We start from the raw sequence: 16,532 nt of genomic DNA, 5'->3' as shown, positions 1-16,532 counted from the left end.
TCCGGTCCGCCGGCACCTACACCGGGGTACGGATCACGTTCCCGCGGCCGACCTGGCGGCGAGCCGTTCGACCGGCACGTACGGCTCGCCGAGCCCGAACGCGCCGGGGCCGAAGCAGTCCAGCGCCGCCGGGGTGCGCATGATCTCGGGCGTGGAGATGGCGTAGACCGTCAGGCGCTGCCCGTAGGCCAGCGCCTCGGTGGTCACCGGCGCCCCGGTGTCGGTGTTGAGCGTGCAGATCAGGTCGGGGACGATGGCCACCACCTCGCCGTCGCGGCGGGCGACGAGGTGCTCGTTCTGGAAGGTGATCACCATCCGGTCGCCCGGATCGTCCAGACTGGCCAGCGTCACCTGGCCGCGGGCGAACCCGGCGACGGTCCTGCGGTCGATGTCGACGACCTTGCCGCGGAACAGGACCAGGCCGTGGCTGTAGATCGTGCCGGCCAGCGCCGCGGTGAGCGCCTCGAACGGGTCGTCGTGCCGGGCGCGCGCCTGCCGGAGCGCGGCCCCGATCCGTTCGGCCAGGCCGAGCGTGCCCGGTACGGCGGTGCGGCGCACGGTGGCCGCGTCCATGGGGTAGTCGCAGATGTAGGCGGCCCCGCCCATCTCGACCGTCATGACGCGGGCCAGCCGTTCCATGCGCACGTTGTCGTCGCGGGCGTCGATGATGGCCACGTCGCCGTGGTCGGAGGCGATCGACATGGGCGAGCCCGGCACGCCGTACACGGCGAAGGTCTCCATCTGCAGTTCGGGGAAGGCCCTGCCCATCCCGTCGGCGTCGATGACCGGCAGCCCGAGCTGGGCGCCCAGCAGCAGCGGCATCATGCTGTTGAGGCCGCCGCACTCGATGGGCATGGTCGCCGCGGCGGTGCGGCCGAGGTGTTTCTCCAGCGCCCGCAGCGCGGCGACGTTGCCCTGGCCGGACGGCGGCCGTTCGACGAAGACGGTGGGCGCCCCCATCATCGCCGAGGGCAGCACCAGGGCGTCGTCGGGCAGCTCGTCGACCGGGATGATCGTCACCTGGCGACCCGCCCGCAACTGCCGCTCGACCAGCAGCCTGCCGATGTAGGGGTCGCCGCCGCCGCCCGTGCCGAGCACCGCCGCCCCCTCAGCCAGGTCCCGCAGCCCCTCCAGTGTCAGGTTCTCGCCCATCACACCCGCACCTCCTCGATGCCGGCCGGGCCGCTCAGGCGCAGCTCGCCGACCGCCTTGACCCTGACCCGTACGGCGTTGCCCGGCAGGTAGGCCACATGGATCTCGTCGATGTCGACCACCTCGACGGTGCCGGGGTCGGCGCCCGCCGCGATCGCCCGTTCCACGGCCTCGGCGCGGGCCTGATCGAGCACGTCCGCGCGCGAGCAGGTGGCGGTGATGGCGAACAGCCGGTCGACCTCGCCGCCGATCTGGCCGGTCGCCGCGCCGATGGCGTTGGCCACCGCGTGATGCTCGGGCCGGTGGACGGCGGGCACGCCCTCCAGGCGGTCGGGCATCAGCACGCTGCCGCCGCCGACCACGACGACCGGCAGCGGGCTGGCCGAGACGCGCATCCGGTCGACCAGTTCGCTCACCCGGCCGGCCATCCAGGCCACGCCGCGCCTGACCAGCTCGCGGTCGAGGTGCCGGACAAGGGAGGGGTCGCCGATCTCGGCCATGCCCGCGGCGACCGCCAGGTCGGTGGCGGTGACAACCCGGCCGCCGAAGACCAGCGCCTGGCCGGTCAGCTCGTAGCCGACGCTGTCGGGGCCGATCCGCAGCGCGGGCTCGGCGGTGACGCGGCTGCCGCCGCCCAGCCCGATCGACAGCACGTCCGGCATGCGGAAGTTGGTGCGCACGCCGCCGATGTCGACCTCGCCGGTGGCCTGGCGGGGGTAGCCGCCGCTGAGCACGCCGACGTCGGTGGTCGTGCCGCCGATGTCGACCACGGCGCAGTCGGCCAGGTCGGCCAGGAAGGCCGCGCCGCGCATGGAGTTGGTCGGCCCCGAGGCGAAGGTGCGCACCGGGTAGCGGCGGGTGTGCTCGGCGTCCATCAGCGTGCCGTCGTTCTGCGACAGGTAGAGGGGCGCGTGGATGCCGACGGCCCGCAGCGCCCCGGTGAAGGCGTCGACGATCTCGTCGGCCAGGTCGCGCAGGCAGGCGTTGACGACGGTGGCGTTCTCACGCTCCAGCAAGCCCACCCTGCCGATCCGGTGGGACAGGCTGATCCGCAGGTGGGGCAGCTCGGCGAGCAGGATGCCCGCCGCCGTCTCCTCGACCTCGGCGTTGACGGGCGAGAACACCGAGGTGACGGCCACGGTGTCGATCTCCTGGGCCGCCAGCTCGGCCGCGACGCGTTTGAGCTGGTCCGGGTCGAGCGGGGAGATCGGCCGGCCGTCGAACTCGTGCCCGCCGTCGCACAGGTGGACGCTGGGATCGACGGCTCGCACCAGCCGCTCGGGCCAGTCCGCCAGCGGCGGCAGCGCCGCCGTCGCCGGAAGGGCCAGCCGTACCACCGCGGTGCGGGCCAGCCGGCGCCCGGTCACCAGGGCGTTGGTGAAATGCGTCGTGCCGATCATCACGGCGGTCACGCGGGCGCGGTCGACGCCCGAGGCGGCCAGCAGCTCGCGCAGGGCGGTGACGACGCCGCCGGTCACGTCGACGGTGGTCGCGGTCTTGATCTCGGCCAGGACGGTGGTCCCGTCCATGAGGACGGCGTCGGTGTGGGTGCCGCCCACGTCGATCCCGACACGCACAGAGGAGCTCCTGTCTACGCGGAGAGGGGTGGGAGGGGATGTCAGGCGGGGCCGGTGGTGCCCTTCGGGGCGGCGGCGGTGAGACCGAGCCTGCCCGCGATCGCGTAGGCGGCGAAGGCCACCAGCAGGGCGTTGAGCGCGGGGATGCCCCACGCGACGTACTTGCCGACCAGCGCGGCGCCGAGCCAGATGGCCAGGGCGGCGGGCGCCCACCCCGGGGCCGTCTCGGGCAGCGTGCCCGCCTGCCGGGAGGCGTCCAGCGCGGGACGCCAGCGGCGCACCACGAAGTACTCGGCGACCATGATGCCCGCCACCGGCGGGATGGCCACGCCGAGCAGGACGAAGAAGTCGACGAGATGGTCGAGGATGCCGGCGGCGGCCAGGCCGGTGCCGATCACGCCGAGCGCCACGGTGACCGCGGCCCTGCCGGTGCGCAGGCCGAAGGCGGTGTACAGGGTGTTGGTCATGCCGAGCGAGGCGGCGTAGAGGTTCCAGTCGTTGATCTTCAGGGTGGCGGTGACCAGGACGATCGTGCCCACCGCTCCGGACGTGCTGGTGACGATGGCGATCACGTCGCCGGTGCGCAGCGCGTGCGCGAGCAGCACGCCGACCAGGGCCACGGCGTACTCGCCCAGCGTGATGCCGAGCACGGTCTGTTTGACCACGTCGGCGGCGCTGCGGTTCCACCGGCACATGTCGGGCGAGATGACCGCGCCGACGATGAAGCCGCCCGCGACGATGGTGGCGCCCTCGGCCAGGCTCAGGGCCGGTCCCGGCGGGGCCGAGGCGACCAGCGCGCCCAGCGGCTGCTTCGACAGCTCGACCGCGATCGCCCAGCCGGCCAGGGCCAGGAAGGCCGGGACGGTGATCCACGCGGTCCAGGCCATCCCGGCGAAGCCGTGCACCACGATCGCCGTCACCGCCAGCCCTGCCATGATCGACCAGACCCACACCGGCGGCCCGCCCAGCAGCGAGGCCAGCCCCTGGGCCAGGACCGCCGACTGCACGCCGAACCAGCCGAGCAGGCAGACGGCGACGACCATGCCCACGATGCCGGCGCCGTAGCGGCCGAACCCGGCCCACCGGGCCAGCACGGTCGTCGAGAGACCTTCGCGCATGCCCGCGATGCCGACGGCGATCGCGACGATCTCGAGGATGACGGCGCCCACGGTGATGGCCAGGACGGCGTCCCAGAAGGTCATCCCCATGCCGAGGGTGGCACCGAGCAGGAACTGGCTCAGCGCGCTCAGCATGCCGAAGCGCTGGACCGCGACCGTCAGCCAGCCGTAGCGGGCCGAGGCGGGCACCCGCTGGAGCGCGTAGTCGTCACGTGCGAGGCCTTCGTCGGATAACGCGGGGGTGATCGCCGCATCGGACATCCAGCCGCCCCTTCCCGTCAGGCGATGTATGGGGTGTCTGCTGCGACGCTAAGGTCCCCGGCGATCATTGGGAAGAGGCTTGATCACATCCATCTAGAACGGAATTGTATGTTCCGCTATATGCTGGGGGCATGACAGCAGCACCCATGAGCGGCCGCCGTGCGCAGGCCGCGCGCAACGACGAACTGATCCTGCAGGCCGCCAGAGCCGTCTTCACCGCCGACCCCGGCGCCCCGATCGCGGCCGTGGCCGAGCGCGCGGGCGTCGGGATCAGCGCCCTCTACCGGCGCTACGGCAGCAAGGAGACGCTGCTGCAGAAGCTCTGCGGCGACGGGCTCAAGCTCTACATCGCCGCCTGCGAGAAGTCGCTGGCGATGGACGGCGACCCGTGGGAGGCCTTCGCGGCCTACATGCGCGACATCGTCGAGGCCGACAGCAGCTCGCTGACCATCGCGCTCGCGGGCACCTTCCAGCCCACCGAGGAACTCCACCGCGACGCCGCCCGGGCCGCGGAACTGGCCACCGCGGTGCACCGCCGGGCGGTCGAGGCGGGGGTGCTGCGCCCCGACGTCACCACCGCCGACATCGCGCTGCTGTTCGAGCAGCTGGCCTCGATCAAGCTGGGCGAGCAACCGCGCACGGTGGAGCTGCGCCACCGCTACTTGACGTTGATGCTCGACTCCATGCGGCTGCCGCCCGCCCACCGGCCGCTGCCCGGCCCCGCCCCTTCGGACGAGGAACTGTCGCGGCGCTGGGCCCCCCGCCCCTGACGCCCGGCGAGCGCGGACCCCGGCCCGGCGGGGCGTCAGCGGGCGCGGGCCAGGGAGCGGCGGGCTGTTCAGCGGACGCGGGCGGGCGCCAGCGGGCACGGGCCGGGACGCGGCCGGGCGTCAGCGGGCACGGGCCGGGACGTGGCCGGGCGCCAGCGGGCACGGGTCCGGGCGCGGCGGGGCGTCAGCGGGCCAGCCGGTCGGCCAGGTCGAGGGTACGGCGGGCGCGCGCCACGACCGGCGCGTCGACGAACCTGCCGTCGGGCAGCGCCACCGCGCCCACGTCGCCGGCCAGCTCGGCGGCCGCGACGATCTCCCGCGCCCTGGCCACTTCCTCCGGGGTGGGCGTGAACGCCTCGCGGATCACCGGCAGCTGCCGGGGATGGATCGCCGCCCGGCCGTACAGCCCCAGCGCCCTGCCCCGCCTGGTGGAGGCCAGCAGCCCGGCCTCGTCGGCCACATCGGCGTAGACCGACATCGCCACGGGGGGCAGCCCCGCCGCCGCCGCGGCCAGCACCGCCTGCACACGCAGGTGGTCGAGGGCCGCCTCGTCGGTGATGGACAGCTCGGCCATCAGGTCCTGCTCCCCCAGCGCCACCCCCGCCACCCTGGGATGGGCGGCGACGGCGGCCGCGTTCACCACGCCGGCGGCCGACTCCAGCAGGGCGTGGACAGGGACGTCGAGATCCACCAGGTCCAAGGTCGCGACCGAGTGCACCTTGGGGACCCGCACGGCGGCGAGCGGCAGGCCGGCCAGCGCCCGCAGGTCCCGCCGCCCGTGGTCCGTGGCGGGGTCGTTGACCCGCACGTGCACGGACGGCCCGCCCTGATCCCAGCCGGCGCCGTCGACCCGCGCGCCCACCACCGGCGCGCCCTGCTCCCCGGTGGAATCGCCGGCACGCGCACCCGCGCCGGGCCCGCCGCGGTCCCCGGCGGCACCGGCGGCATCGTCGGCGCGCGTTCGCGGGGACGACGGGCCGGTACGCAGGAAGTCGACGACGTTGCGCCTGGCCGCGTCCTTGCGGGCGGGCGCGACCGCGTCCTCGAGGTCGACGATGACCACGTCGGCCCCCGACGCCATGGCCTTGTCGAACCGCTCGGGCCGGTCGCCCGGCACGTACAGCCAGGTCAGCGTCACGCCACCACCCCGTTCTCGCGCAGCTTCGCGATCTCCTCGAGCGCGTAGCCGAGCTCGCCGAGCACCTCGTCGGTGTCCTGGCCGAGGCGGCGGCCCGTCCAGCGCACCTCGCCCGGCGTCTCCGACAGCCGGAACAGCACGTTCTGGACGGTGACCGAGCCGAGCTCCTCGTCGGGCAGCTCGATGAAGGTGTTCAGCGCCGCGTACTGCGGATCCTCGGCGATGTCGCGCACGTCGTAGATCGGGGCGATCGCCGCCTGGGCCTCCTCGAAGCGGGCGACGACCTCGTCGGCGTCGCGTTCGGCGATCCAGGAGCCGACCGCCTCGTCCAACTCGTCGACGTGCTCGACCCGGCCCGCGCCGGTGGCGAACCACGGCTGGGCCACCAGGTCGGGCCGTCCGACCAGGGTGACCACACGCTCGGCGATGGTCTGCGCGCTGGTGGAGACGGCCAGCCAGCGCCCGTCGCGGGTGCGGTAGGTGTTGCGCGGGGCGTTGCTGCTCGACCGGTTGCCCGTACGCCGGGGGACCACGCCGAGCGCCTGGTAGGCGGTCATCTGCGGGCCGAGCAGGCCGAGGATCGGCTCGATGATCGCCATGTCGACGACCTGCCCGCGGCCGGTCCGCTCGCGGGCGTGCAGGGCGACCATGATCGCATAGGACATGGCCAGGCCGGCGATGCCGTCGGCGAGGGCCAGCGGCGGCAGCGTCGGCGGGCCGTCAGGCTCGCCGGTCATCGCGGCGAAGCCGCTCATCGCCTCGGCCAGCGTGCCGAACCCCGGCCGCCCCGCCATCGGCCCGGCCTGCCCGAACCCCGTCATCCTGGCCACGATCAGGCGCGGGTTGAGCTCCATCAGGTGCTCGGGCCCGAGGCCCCAGCGTTCGAGCGTGCCGGGCCTGAAGTTCTCCACCAGCACGTCGGCGCCGCGCGCCAGGCGGCGCAGGATCTCCTGTCCCTCGTGCGCGGACAGGTCGACGGCGGCGGCGCGCTTGTTGCGTGACAGCGACTTCCACCACAGGCCGACGCCGTCCTTGGCGGCGCCGTGCCCGCGTGAGGGGTCGCCGCGGCGGGGATGCTCGATCTTGATGACGTCGGCGCCGAAGTCGCCCAGCATCATCGCGGCGGACGGCCCCGCGAACAACGTCGCGACGTCGATCACCCGGATATCGGCAAGACTGGTCATAAGTCCTATATCTTATAAGTTATGCGTCACCCGTTGAGCAAGGCGGACTACGTCTACGAGGTCCTGCTGGACGAGATCCGCACCGGGCAGATCCCCGGTGGCACCGCCCTGCGCGCCGCCGCCGTCGCCACCCGGCTCGGGGTGTCGGTGACGCCCGTCAGGGAGGCGCTGCGCCGCCTGGAGAAGGACCGGCTGATCAGCTACGAGGCCCATCACGGGGCGACCGTGGTCGACCTCGGCGACGACGCGCTGGAGGAGTTCTACGGGGTGCGGGCCGTGGTCGAGGGCCTGGGCGCACGTCTGGCGGCCGGGCGCATCGCCGCGGCGGAGCTGGCCGAGCTCAGGCGGCTGCACGAGTCGATGGTCGCGGACGCCGCGGCCGGGCGGCACGACCTGCTGGGCGGACAGTCGGAGGAGTTCCACCTGCGGATCGCCGACATCGGCGGGCCCGCCTTCCTGGGCCGCCACGCCAGGGGGGTCAGGGCCAGCTTTCCCGTGCCGCCGGGGGCGTCGCTGTGGCTGGACCCCGAGGTGGCCGAGCGGCAGCTCGACGCGCACGAGCGGATCCTGATGGCGCTGGAGCGCGGCGACGGGGAGACGGCCGAGCAGATCATGATCGAGCACGTGAAGGCGGGTGCGGCCCACCGCCGGGCCTGACGGCGGGCCCGGCGGGCGCCGCGTCGAGCGGACGGGCGGGGCCGGAGCCCGCGCGCCGAAGCGGTCGCCACTGTCCGGGTCCGCGAGGCGCGCGCCGGAGAAGACCGGGCCCGCGCGGTCAGGCGGCCACGTCGGCGAGGGCCGAGGCGGCGAGGTCGAAGCCGCCCACGTGGGCCAGGTAGTCCCCCGGCACCAGGGGGTCGCCGAGGTAGACGCCGCCCGCCTGCCGTACCAGGAGCGCCCCCGCCGCCACGTCCCATGGGTTCGACAGCCTCCCGTAGGCCACGTCCGCCCACCCGCCGGACACGTGCGCCAGCTTGAGCGCCGCGCTCCCCAGCCGCCTGACCGCGGCGAAGGAGCGGACCACCGCCGCGTAGCGGTCGAGCGCGGCCTGGCCGTCCTGGTCGAGGTCGCGCGGGGTGGGGTAGCTGCTCAGCAGCATCGCCTCACGGTCGCGCACGGCGCCGCGCGAGCGCAGCGAGACCCCGTTGCACCAGGCGCCCTCGGTGGAGGCGGTGAACTCGTCCTCCCGCACCGGGTCGTAGACGACGCCCGCGACCAGCTCGCCCTCCACCGCGGCGGCGATCGACACGCAGAAGAACGGGATGCCGGCGGCGAAGTTGGCGGTGCCGTCGATGGGGTCGACGTACCAGGTCACCTCGCCGGATCCGGTGGTGCCGCCCTCCTCGCCCACGATCACGCTGTCGGGGCGGTGCGAGAGGATCACCTCGCGGATCGTCTCCTCGGCGGCGCGGTCGTGCTCGGTCACCGGGTCGTGGAAGTCGCGCTTGGTCTCGACGGGCGGGCGGGAGCGGAACGCCTTGCGCAGCGGCCCGCCGACCGCCCTGGCCGCCTCCGACGCGATGTCCAGTAGTTCGGTCATGTCTCATATCCTTGCCGCTCGGCACGCCAGCTGCAGCGCCAGACGCTGCTGCGGGTCGTCGAGGTCGGCCTGCAGCAGCGTCTCGATGCGCCTGATGTTCCTGCTCACGGCGTTGCGGTGCATGCGCACCTCCTCTGCGGCCTTGGCCGGCGAGCCGTGGTGGTCGAGGTAGGCCCTCAGGATGTCCAGCAGCAGTCCCGCCCTCTTCTGTTCCAGTATCGGCTGCAGCAGTTCCCGCACCGCCTGCTGGGCCGCGTCGGAGGAGTACCACTCCTCCAGCATCCGGTCCAGCCCCGCCAGGTCGTAGGTGGCCAGCGCGGCCGGGCTGCGGCGCAGCGCCGTACGGGCCTCCGAGGCGGAGGTGCGCAGCCCGAGCAGGCCCTGGTGGGCGGTGCTGACGCCGCAGCGCAACCGGGCGCCCGCCGGAGGTACCCGCTCGAGGAGCAGCGCGGCGTCCGCGGCGGCGGCGCGCAGCCCCGCCCGCCCCTGGTCGCGGGGCGTGGTGCGGACCACGATCAGCGCGCCGTCGGCCATCGCGACGCTCCATTCGGGACCGACCAGGTCCCGCACCACGCGGCCGGCCCGCGCCGCGACGGTGTCGAGCAGCGCGTACGGCTCGGGCCCCTCCACACGCAGCACCACGTGCCAGCCGTCGACGGGCAGGCCGAGCGTCCGCGCCCTGGGGGCCAGCTCCTGGGCCTGCTTCTCCGGGGCGATCAGCAGCTCCGTCAGCACCTGGGCACGCGAGCGGGCGGGCGGCTCCTCGGCCGGTCCGGCGGCGGCGGCCAGCTCGGCCAGCCGCAGCACGATCCTGGTCGCCCGCCCGAGGTGGTCGTCCCGTTCGGGCGCGGAGAAGTCGGCTCCCACCTCGACGCCGAGCGCCGCCCCCGCCGCCTCGGCCATCCGGGCGGGCACGCCGCCCGCGCCGAGCACGCCGCGCACCGCCTTGTCGGCCCGGACCAGCGCGTCGGCGGCGTCGCCCGCGATGGCCCTGTCGAGGGCGACCACCAGCTCGGCCAGGTCGCCCTCCGCCGCCAGCAGGGCGATCCCGGCCCGTTCGGCCAGCGCGGCGGCGCCGCGTCCCACCTCCACCGGCGCCGTCAGCACGAGCGCCGCCGCGCCGGCCGCGCCGGCGTCCCGCAGCGCCACCTCCAGGCGGTATCCGGCCGCCTCGCGCGCCGCGGCGGCGGTCAGCACGAGCACGGCTCCGGCCGGCTGCGACACGATCCGCCGCAGGTCCTCCACCAGCCGGACACCGGTGGCCCGGCGGCCGCGCATCGGCCCGGCCAGATGCCGCAGGCCGTCCACCCCGTCCATCCCTGAAGTGTGCCACGGGCACACTGACCATCCAATGAGGTTCTGCCGGCACACCATGCATGGCCTGGGAGTTCCTACTGTGGGGGCATGCGCATCGACACCGGGTCACTGCCCGCCTACGCCAGGGGATGCGCCGTCCTCGGCTCGGGCGGCGGCGGCCCCGTGACGATCGCCAGGGCCGCCGCGCTCCAGGCGCTGTATGACCACGGGCCGGTCCGTGTCGTCCAGCCCGGCGAGCTCGACCCCGAGCTGCTGGTGATGCCGGTCGGCAGTGCGGGCTCCTCCGCGGTGATGTCCGAGCGCGTCGGCGGCACCGACGAGCCCGTGCACCTGCGCCGGCAGATCGAGCAGCGGTACGGCACGCCCGCCGGCGCCGTGCTGGCCAGCGAGATCGGCGGCGCGAACGGCTGCCTGGCGCTCGCCTGGGCCGCCCGCCTCGGCCTGCCGCTGGTCGACGCCGACGGGATGAGCCGCGCCTTCCCCCGCATGAACCAGACCGTGATGGAACTGCGCGGCATCTCCGCCACCCCCGCGGTGATGTGCGACGGCCGGGGCAGGACCGTGGTGATCGAGCACGTGGACGGGCGCTGGCTGGAACGGCTGGTGCGCGCGGCGCTCGAGCCGTTCGGCGGCCAGGCGGCCACCACCGAGTACGTCATGCGCGGCCACCAGGTCGCGTCGGCCACCGCGCTCGGCTCGGTCACGCGCGCGCTGCGCCTGGGCACCGAGCTGCCCGCGCCCCTCGTCTCCGGGAAGATCGCCGAGACCGGCTCGATCGTCATCGAGGGCCTGGGCGCCGATCTCGGCCGGCTGGTGCGGATCGAGGCGGGCACCGAGTTCCTGGCCGTCCTGGAGGACGGCGCGCCGCTGGCGGTGGTGCCCGACGTGATCGCGCTGCTCGACGCCCGCACCGGCGAGGTCGTGGACACCGAGCACGTCAGGTACGGCCTGCGGGTGTCGGTGGTGCGGGTGCCCTGCGACCCGGTCTGGTACACCGAGGAGGGGCTGCGCCTGGCCGGCCCCGAGGCCTTCGGCCTCACCGGCCTGGCCGTTCCCGCCCGCGGTCTCCCCCCTTCCGGGCCGGGCGCCGCCCCCGGAGCGCCTCGCGTCCGGGCGCGCTCGTCGGCGGTCGGCGCGCCGCCCGCCTCCGGCGGACCGCGCCGGCCGGGGGCCGGGGAGGTGGCGCGGTGAAGGCGGGCGTCGACATCGGGCCGACCAACACCGACGCCGCCCTGCTCGACGACGCGGGCGCCGTCCTGGCCACCGTCAAGGTCGCTTCCGTGGCCGGCGACCCGGTGGCCAGCGTCACCGCCGCCCTCGGCCGGCTGGCCGCCCCGCCGCTCGCCCAGGTGGCCGTCGGCCTGCACGGCGCCGCCTCGGCCGTCGCCGGCAGGCGCGGCCTGTGCAGGGTGGCCGCGCTGCGGATCGGCGGCCAGGAGGCGCAGGCGATCAGGCCGCTGTTCGGCTGGCCTGACGACCTGCGCCGCGCCGTCGAGGCGGGCAGCGCGGTCGTCGACGGGGGCGGCGGCCTCGACCGCGCCGACTGGACCCCGCTCGACCGCGACGCCGTCGCCCGCTTCGCCGCCTCCGTCGCGGGCCGGGCCCAGGCGGTCGCCGTCACCGGCCTGTTCTCGCCGCTCGACGCCGAGCAGGAACAGCAGGCGGCCGAGATCGTCCGCGCCGAGCTCGGCGACCTACCGATCGCGCTGTCGGCCGACCTCGGCAGCCTCGGGCTGCTCGAACGCGAGAACGCCACCGTCCTCGACGCCGCCCTGTCCGGTTTCGCCGCGGACGTGGCCGCGCGCCTCGCCTCGGCGCTGGCCCCCGTCACCGCCGTCCACGTCACCCGCGGGGACGGCACGCTGATGAGCCTGGAACACCTGGCCCGGCATCCGGGGCTCAGCCTCGGCAGCGGGCCGGCCAGCATGCTGCGCGGCGCGGGCGCGCTGACCGGGCTGGCCGACGCCGTCGTCGCGGACGTCGGCGCCCGCCGCGTCAGGGTGGGCGCGCTGGCCGGCGGCTTCCCCGAGGAGGCCGTCGCGGGCGCCCTCATCGGCGGCGTGCCCGTCGGGCTGCGCATCCCCGAGCTGGTCAGGGTGGCCAGGCCGGTCGAGCCCGCCGAACTGGCCGAGGCCGTCGACCGGATGCAGCCCGGGGCGGGACGGCTGCCGCTGGTCGTCGTGGGCGGCGGGGCGCATGCCGTACCGGACGGGCTGCATCCCGAGCACGCGACCGCGGTCGGCGCGATCGGCGCGGCCACCAGCCCCGTGGGTGGCCAGTACGAGCGCATCGTGCGCCTGGCCGGCCGCGCGGACCTGCCGGCGGCGATGGAGGCGGTGGTCGAGCAGGCCAGGGCCAGCGCTGTCCGTGCCGGGGCCGACCCTCTCCACGTGCGGATCGTCGAGGCGGCCGACACCCCGCTGGACTACCTGCCCGGCCCCTTCGTACGGCTGCGCGCCAGGGCCGCCGGCCCGCCCGCGCGGCTGTGATCCTGTGACCCCCTCTGCCCCTGTGACCCCCCTGTGAAAGGCGTCTCCCCCATGGCAACGACGACGGATGAGGACTACCCGCTGGAGCGGGTGCCACCGGGCGCCCGCTACCCCTGGTTCAACGTGGCGGTGCAGCGCTTCGGCCAGCTGTCGGACCTGACGCAGTTCCTGCTCGGCGCCACGCTGGGCGCGGGGCTGTCCTTCTGGGACGCCTTCTGGGCCTTCACGCTCGGCTCGGTGATCCTGGAGATCGTCTGCATCTTCGTCGGCATCGCCGGCATGCGCGAGGGCCTGTCGACCTCGATGCTGGCCCGGTGGACCGGCTTCGGCCGCTACGGCGCGACGCTGATCGGCGTGATCATCACCCTCAGCCTGTTCGGCTGGTTCGGCGTGCAGACCGCGGTGTTCGCCGCCGGGCTGCACTCGATCATGAGCTGGCTGCCGCTGTGGGCCTGGTCGCTGATCGCGGGCCTGGGCGTGACCGCGCTGGTCGTCCGCGGTTTCAAGGCCATGGGGCTGACCGCGTTCATCACCGTGCCCGCCTTCCTCGGCCTGGCCGGATGGGCGATGTGGGTGGAGATCTCCCGCCACGACCTGGGCACCCTCGTCGCGTCGCCGCCCTTCGGCGAACCGATCTCGATCGCCACCGGCGCCACGATCGTGGCCGGCTCCTACATCGTCGGCGCCGTCACCACGCCCGACATGACGCGCTTCAACCGCAATACTGGCGATGTGATCAAGCAGACGCTGGTGGGCATCTCGCTCGGCGAGTACGTGCTCGGCCTGGCCGGCGTGCTGCTGGCCTACGCGGTGAAGTCGTCCGACGTGATCGCCATCATCACCGCCTCCTCCGGCGTGATCGGCGTGATCGTGCTGATCTCCGCCACCGTGAAGATCAACAACTGGAACCTGTACTCCTCGGCGCTGGGCCTGCTCAGCGCCGTCGAGTCCACGGTCGGCGTCAGGCTCAACCGGGTCGCCGTGACCGTCGGCATCGGCGTGCTCGGCAGCGTCCTGGCCGCCATGGGCATCCTGGAGCGCTTCACCGACTTCCTGCTCGTCCTCGGCGTCATCACCCCGCCGATCGCGGGGATCATGGTGGCCGAGTACTTCGTCGTCAAGCGCTGGCGGCCGGCGCTCGACGCCTCGCGGGACGAGGGCGCGCTGCCGGCGACCGAACCGACCTGGGTGCCGGCGACGCTGGTCATCTGGGGGGCGGCGGCGCTGGTCGGCTGGCTGAGCGAGCAGCACCAGTGGATCGGCATCCCCGCGCTCAACTCCCTCCTGCTGGCCGGTCTGGCCTACATCGTCGCGGGCAAGCTCGGCCTGGTCCGGGGCACCCGCGAACTCCTCACCGTCTGAAGGAATCCCACTCCATGCGCATCGGCATCGACGTCGGCGGCACCAACACCGACGCCGCCCTCATCGGAGACGGCGGCGACGTGCTGGCCACCGTCAAGTCCCCCACCACCGAGGACGTCACCGGCGGGGTCGCCGCGGCCCTCGCGGGCCTCGGCGCCACCCAGGTGTCCGCGGTCATGATCGGCACGACCCACTTCGTCAACGCGCTGGTCGAGGGCGCCCGCCTGGAACCGGTCGCCGCCGTACGGCTGGGCCTGCCCGCCACGGCCGCGCTGCCGCCGATGGTCGACTGGCCGTCGCGCCTGCGCAAGGTCGTCGAGGGCGCGGTCCACCTGTGCCACGGCGGCCACGAGTACGACGGCAGCCCGATCTCCGCCCTCGACCCGGCCGAGCTGAAGCGGGTCGCGGCCGACATCAGGCACAGGGGCCTGCGCTCGGTGGCGATCTCCTCGGTCTTCTCCCCCGTCAGCGATTCCTCCGAGCGGGCCGCGGCCGACATCCTGGCCGCCGAGCTCGGCCCCGGCGTCCACCTCTCGCTGTCCAGCGAGATCGGCCGCGTGGGCATGCTGGCCAGGGAGAACGCCACCATCGTCAACGCCGCCCTGCGCCCGCTCGCCGAGCGGACGGTGGCCGCCTTCGGGCAGGCGCTGCGGGTGGCGGGCATCGAGGCGCCGCTGTTCCTGTCGCAGAACGACGGCACGCTCATGGACGTCTCCCGGGCGCTGCGCTACCCGGTGGCCACCTTCGCCTCCGGGCCGACCAACTCGATGCGGGGCGCCGCGTACCTGTCGGGGCTGAGCGACTGCGCGGTCGTCGACATCGGCGGCACCACCACCGACATCGGCATCCTGGTCGGCGGCTTCCCCCGCGAGGCGGCCGGGGAGGCGATGGTCGGCGAGGTCCGCACGAACTTCCGCATCCCCGACGTGCTGTCGATCGGCATCGGTGGCGGCTCCGTCGTCGCCGGGGACGGCTCCGTCGGCCCGCGCAGCGTCGGCTTCCGGCTGCCGGAGGAGGCGCTGGTGTTCGGCGGCGGCACGCTGACCGCCACCGACCTGGCGGTCGCCGCCGGGTACGCCGACATCGGCGACCCCTCGCTGGTGGCCGGCGTCGATCCGACCAGGTCGCTGAAGGTCATCGCGGAACGGGTGGCCGACGCCGTCGACCGGATGCGCACCTCCCCCGCGCCGCTGCCGGTCGTGCTGGTCGGCGGCGGCAGCGTCCTGATCTCCGACCTGCCGGGCTTCGACGACGTGCGCAGGCCCGACCACTTCGCCGTGGCCAACGCCGTCGGCGCCGCCATCGCCCAGGTCGGCGGCGAGGTGGACAAGGTCTACGCGGGCCCGCGCCAGGTCGTCCTCGAGGAGGCGAAGGCCGAGGCCGTCGCCCGCGCCGAACGGGCGGGCGCGCGGACCGGCAGCGTGCGCATCGCCGAGGTGGAGGAGGTCCCGCTGGCCTACCTGCCCGGCGACGCGACCCGCATCAGGGTGAAGGCCGTCGGCGACCTGGACTTGGAGAAGATCAATGCGTGAGATCGGCATCGAGCAGCTGGACGACATGGCCAGAGGCGCGGGCATCCTCGGCACCGGTGGCGGTGGCGACCCCTACGTCGGCAAGCTCCTGGCCAGGGAGGCGATCAGGCGCCACGGCCCGGTGACGCTCTACGACATCGACGAGGTCCCCGCCGACGCCACGGTCGTGCCCGTCTCCAGCATGGGCGCGCCCACCGTGCTGCTGGAGAAGCTGCCCGCGGGCACCGAGGAGCTGGCCGCGCTACGCGCCCTCGAGGCCGTCATCGGCCGGCCCGCCACCCACATCGTGCCCATCGAGATCGGCGGCGTGAACTCGATGATCCCCATCGCCGCGGCCGCCCAGGCCGGGCTGCCGCTGGTCGACGGCGACGCCATGGGCCGCGCCTTCCCCGAGGCGCAGATGGTGCTGCCCACCCTGATCGGCGTGTCCAACACGCCCATGGCCCTCGCCGACGACAAGGGCAACACGCTGGTGCTCGACGCCGTCTCCAACCACTGGGCCGAGCGCATCGCGCGCGCCGCCTGCGTCCAGATGGGCTGCCAGATCTCCTCCGCCGACACGGTGCTGCGCGGCGACCAGCTCGCCGACGGTCTGGTCCCCGCCACGCTGACGCTGGCGGAGGACCTCGGGCGGGCCGTACGGCAGGCGCGGGCCGCCCACACCGACCCCGTCGCGGCGGCCACGTCCACGCTCGGCGGCGTCCGGCTGTTCACCGGCAAGGTCGTGGACGTCGAGCGGCGCACCACCGGCGGGTTCGCCCGCGGCAGGGCGCTGCTGTCGGGAGAGGGCGACTTCGAGCTCAGCTTCCAGAACGAGCACCTGCTCGCGCGCAGGGACGGCGAGATCGTCGCGACCACCCCCGACCTGATCTGCGTCCTCGACACCGACACCGGCGAGCCGGTGACCACCGAGTCGATGCGGTACGGCCTGCGGGTCACCGTGATCGGCGCCCCCTGCGACCCGCGGTGGACCACACCCGCGGGGCTCGAGCTGGCGGGGCCGCGCTACTTCGGCTACGACTGCGACCACCGGCCGCTGCCGGCCGCCTGACCCCCTTCACCGGACTACCGCTCGGCGCCCTCCCCGCCCCG

The 16,532-nt window shown here is 74.5% G+C and carries 14 protein-coding genes; 7 read left to right on the top strand and 7 right to left on the bottom strand.

All coding sequences use genetic code 11. The annotated features are described in order from the left end of the window. Window positions 1-33: 33 nt before the first annotated feature. Genes ACWENQ_RS31765 through ACWENQ_RS31755 form a run of 3 tightly spaced genes read right to left on the bottom strand, consistent with a single transcriptional unit; the run spans window position 34 to window position 4,108 of the window. Entirely contained in the window at window positions 34-1,152 is a 1,119-nt protein-coding gene (locus tag ACWENQ_RS31765) for a DUF917 domain-containing protein (protein ID WP_452417478.1), read from the bottom strand. Continuing rightward, on the bottom strand, window positions 1,152-2,729 hold the full coding sequence (locus ACWENQ_RS31760; protein WP_449925027.1) for a hydantoinase/oxoprolinase N-terminal domain-containing protein: 1,578 nt from the start codon (window positions 2,727-2,729) through the stop codon (window positions 1,152-1,154). Before ACWENQ_RS31760 ends, ACWENQ_RS31765 begins: the two co-directional genes overlap by 1 nt. Window positions 2,730-2,770: 41 nt before the next feature. After that, window positions 2,771-4,108 (bottom strand): purine-cytosine permease family protein, encoded by a 1,338-nt coding sequence (locus tag ACWENQ_RS31755; RefSeq protein WP_452417476.1) that lies wholly within the window; start codon window positions 4,106-4,108, stop codon window positions 2,771-2,773. 131 nt (window positions 4,109-4,239) lie between these two features. On the opposite strand from ACWENQ_RS31755, the gene ACWENQ_RS31750 reads away from it, so the two are divergent. Continuing rightward, window positions 4,240-4,878 carry a TetR/AcrR family transcriptional regulator gene (locus ACWENQ_RS31750; RefSeq protein ID WP_449925033.1) on the top strand — a complete coding sequence of 213 codons (639 nt, stop codon included), beginning with the start codon at window positions 4,240-4,242 and terminating at the stop codon, window positions 4,876-4,878. A 184-nt stretch (window positions 4,879-5,062) separates the two neighbouring features. Here the strand turns inward: ACWENQ_RS31750 and ACWENQ_RS31745 are convergent, their stop codons facing one another. Together ACWENQ_RS31745 and ACWENQ_RS31740 are read right to left on the bottom strand one after the other, a co-directional pair. Continuing rightward, the gene (locus ACWENQ_RS31745) at window positions 5,063-6,016 is read right to left on the bottom strand and encodes an HpcH/HpaI aldolase/citrate lyase family protein (protein ID WP_449925036.1); all 954 of its coding nucleotides are present in this window, start codon (window positions 6,014-6,016) and stop codon (window positions 5,063-5,065) included. Then, window positions 6,013-7,200 carry a CaiB/BaiF CoA transferase family protein gene (locus tag ACWENQ_RS31740; RefSeq protein WP_452417475.1) on the bottom strand — a complete coding sequence of 396 codons (1,188 nt, stop codon included), beginning with the start codon at window positions 7,198-7,200 and terminating at the stop codon, window positions 6,013-6,015. Before ACWENQ_RS31740 ends, ACWENQ_RS31745 begins: the two co-directional genes overlap by 4 nt. A gap of 21 nt (window positions 7,201-7,221) precedes the next feature. Here ACWENQ_RS31740 and ACWENQ_RS31735 point away from each other — a divergent pair, with 21 nt between their 5' ends. After that, on the top strand, window positions 7,222-7,857 hold the full coding sequence (locus ACWENQ_RS31735; protein ID WP_452417473.1) for a GntR family transcriptional regulator: 636 nt from the start codon (window positions 7,222-7,224) through the stop codon (window positions 7,855-7,857). 118 nt (window positions 7,858-7,975) lie between these two features. On the opposite strand, the gene ACWENQ_RS31730 is transcribed toward ACWENQ_RS31735, so the two are convergent. Both ACWENQ_RS31730 and ACWENQ_RS31725 read right to left on the bottom strand, forming a co-directional pair. Then, window positions 7,976-8,740 (bottom strand): inositol monophosphatase family protein, encoded by a 765-nt coding sequence (locus ACWENQ_RS31730; protein ID WP_449925044.1) that lies wholly within the window; start codon window positions 8,738-8,740, stop codon window positions 7,976-7,978. Between the two features lie 3 nt (window positions 8,741-8,743). Further along, window positions 8,744-10,057, bottom strand: coding sequence for a PucR family transcriptional regulator (locus tag ACWENQ_RS31725; protein WP_452417472.1), 1,314 nt, complete (start codon window positions 10,055-10,057; stop codon window positions 8,744-8,746). Between the two features lie 87 nt (window positions 10,058-10,144). On the opposite strand from ACWENQ_RS31725, the gene ACWENQ_RS31720 reads away from it, so the two are divergent. Genes ACWENQ_RS31720 through ACWENQ_RS31700 form a run of 5 tightly spaced genes read left to right on the top strand, consistent with a single transcriptional unit; the run spans window position 10,145 to window position 16,491 of the window. After that, window positions 10,145-11,248, top strand: coding sequence for a DUF917 domain-containing protein (locus ACWENQ_RS31720; RefSeq protein WP_452417471.1), 1,104 nt, complete (start codon window positions 10,145-10,147; stop codon window positions 11,246-11,248). Further along, window positions 11,245-12,546: a hydantoinase/oxoprolinase N-terminal domain-containing protein gene (locus ACWENQ_RS31715; protein ID WP_452417469.1), complete on the top strand. Its 1,302-nt coding sequence runs from the start codon at window positions 11,245-11,247 to the stop codon at window positions 12,544-12,546. The genes ACWENQ_RS31720 and ACWENQ_RS31715 overlap by 4 nt, the downstream gene beginning before the upstream one ends. A 51-nt stretch (window positions 12,547-12,597) precedes the next feature. Beyond that, window positions 12,598-13,908, top strand: a complete 1,311-nt coding sequence (locus ACWENQ_RS31710; protein ID WP_449925054.1) for a purine-cytosine permease family protein — start codon at window positions 12,598-12,600, stop codon at window positions 13,906-13,908. A 14-nt stretch (window positions 13,909-13,922) separates the two neighbouring features. Then, a complete protein-coding gene (locus tag ACWENQ_RS31705; RefSeq protein ID WP_452417468.1) occupies window positions 13,923-15,440 on the top strand; it encodes a hydantoinase/oxoprolinase N-terminal domain-containing protein in 1,518 nt (505 codons plus the stop codon). After that, window positions 15,433-16,491: a DUF917 domain-containing protein gene (locus tag ACWENQ_RS31700; protein WP_449925059.1), complete on the top strand. Its 1,059-nt coding sequence runs from the start codon at window positions 15,433-15,435 to the stop codon at window positions 16,489-16,491. Before ACWENQ_RS31705 ends, ACWENQ_RS31700 begins: the two co-directional genes overlap by 8 nt. Window positions 16,492-16,532 lie beyond the last annotated feature (41 nt).

Source organism: Nonomuraea sp. NPDC004354, from assembly GCF_053602555.1.
Note: the sequence above shows the minus strand (reverse complement) of the source record. Positions and strands in the feature narration are given on the sequence as shown.

Excerpts from the sequence above, each read along its gene's own strand:
- ACWENQ_RS31765 (WP_452417478.1), bottom strand. The coding sequence starts at position 1,152 with ATGGGCGAGAACCTGACACTGGAGGGGCTGCGGGACCTGGCTGAGGGG.
- ACWENQ_RS31755 (WP_452417476.1), bottom strand. The coding sequence starts at position 4,108 with ATGTCCGATGCGGCGATCACCCCCGCGTTATCCGACGAAGGCCTCGCA.
- ACWENQ_RS31750 (WP_449925033.1), top strand. The coding sequence starts at position 4,240 with ATGACAGCAGCACCCATGAGCGGCCGCCGTGCGCAGGCCGCGCGCAAC.
- ACWENQ_RS31740 (WP_452417475.1), bottom strand. The coding sequence starts at position 7,200 with ATGACCAGTCTTGCCGATATCCGGGTGATCGACGTCGCGACGTTGTTC.
- ACWENQ_RS31735 (WP_452417473.1), top strand. The coding sequence starts at position 7,222 with ATGCGTCACCCGTTGAGCAAGGCGGACTACGTCTACGAGGTCCTGCTG.
- ACWENQ_RS31730 (WP_449925044.1), bottom strand. The coding sequence starts at position 8,740 with ATGACCGAACTACTGGACATCGCGTCGGAGGCGGCCAGGGCGGTCGGC.
- ACWENQ_RS31725 (WP_452417472.1), bottom strand. The coding sequence starts at position 10,057 with ATGGACGGGGTGGACGGCCTGCGGCATCTGGCCGGGCCGATGCGCGGC.
- ACWENQ_RS31720 (WP_452417471.1), top strand. The coding sequence starts at position 10,145 with ATGCGCATCGACACCGGGTCACTGCCCGCCTACGCCAGGGGATGCGCC.
- ACWENQ_RS31710 (WP_449925054.1), top strand. The coding sequence starts at position 12,598 with ATGGCAACGACGACGGATGAGGACTACCCGCTGGAGCGGGTGCCACCG.
- ACWENQ_RS31705 (WP_452417468.1), top strand. The coding sequence starts at position 13,923 with ATGCGCATCGGCATCGACGTCGGCGGCACCAACACCGACGCCGCCCTC.
- ACWENQ_RS31700 (WP_449925059.1), top strand. The coding sequence starts at position 15,433 with ATGCGTGAGATCGGCATCGAGCAGCTGGACGACATGGCCAGAGGCGCG.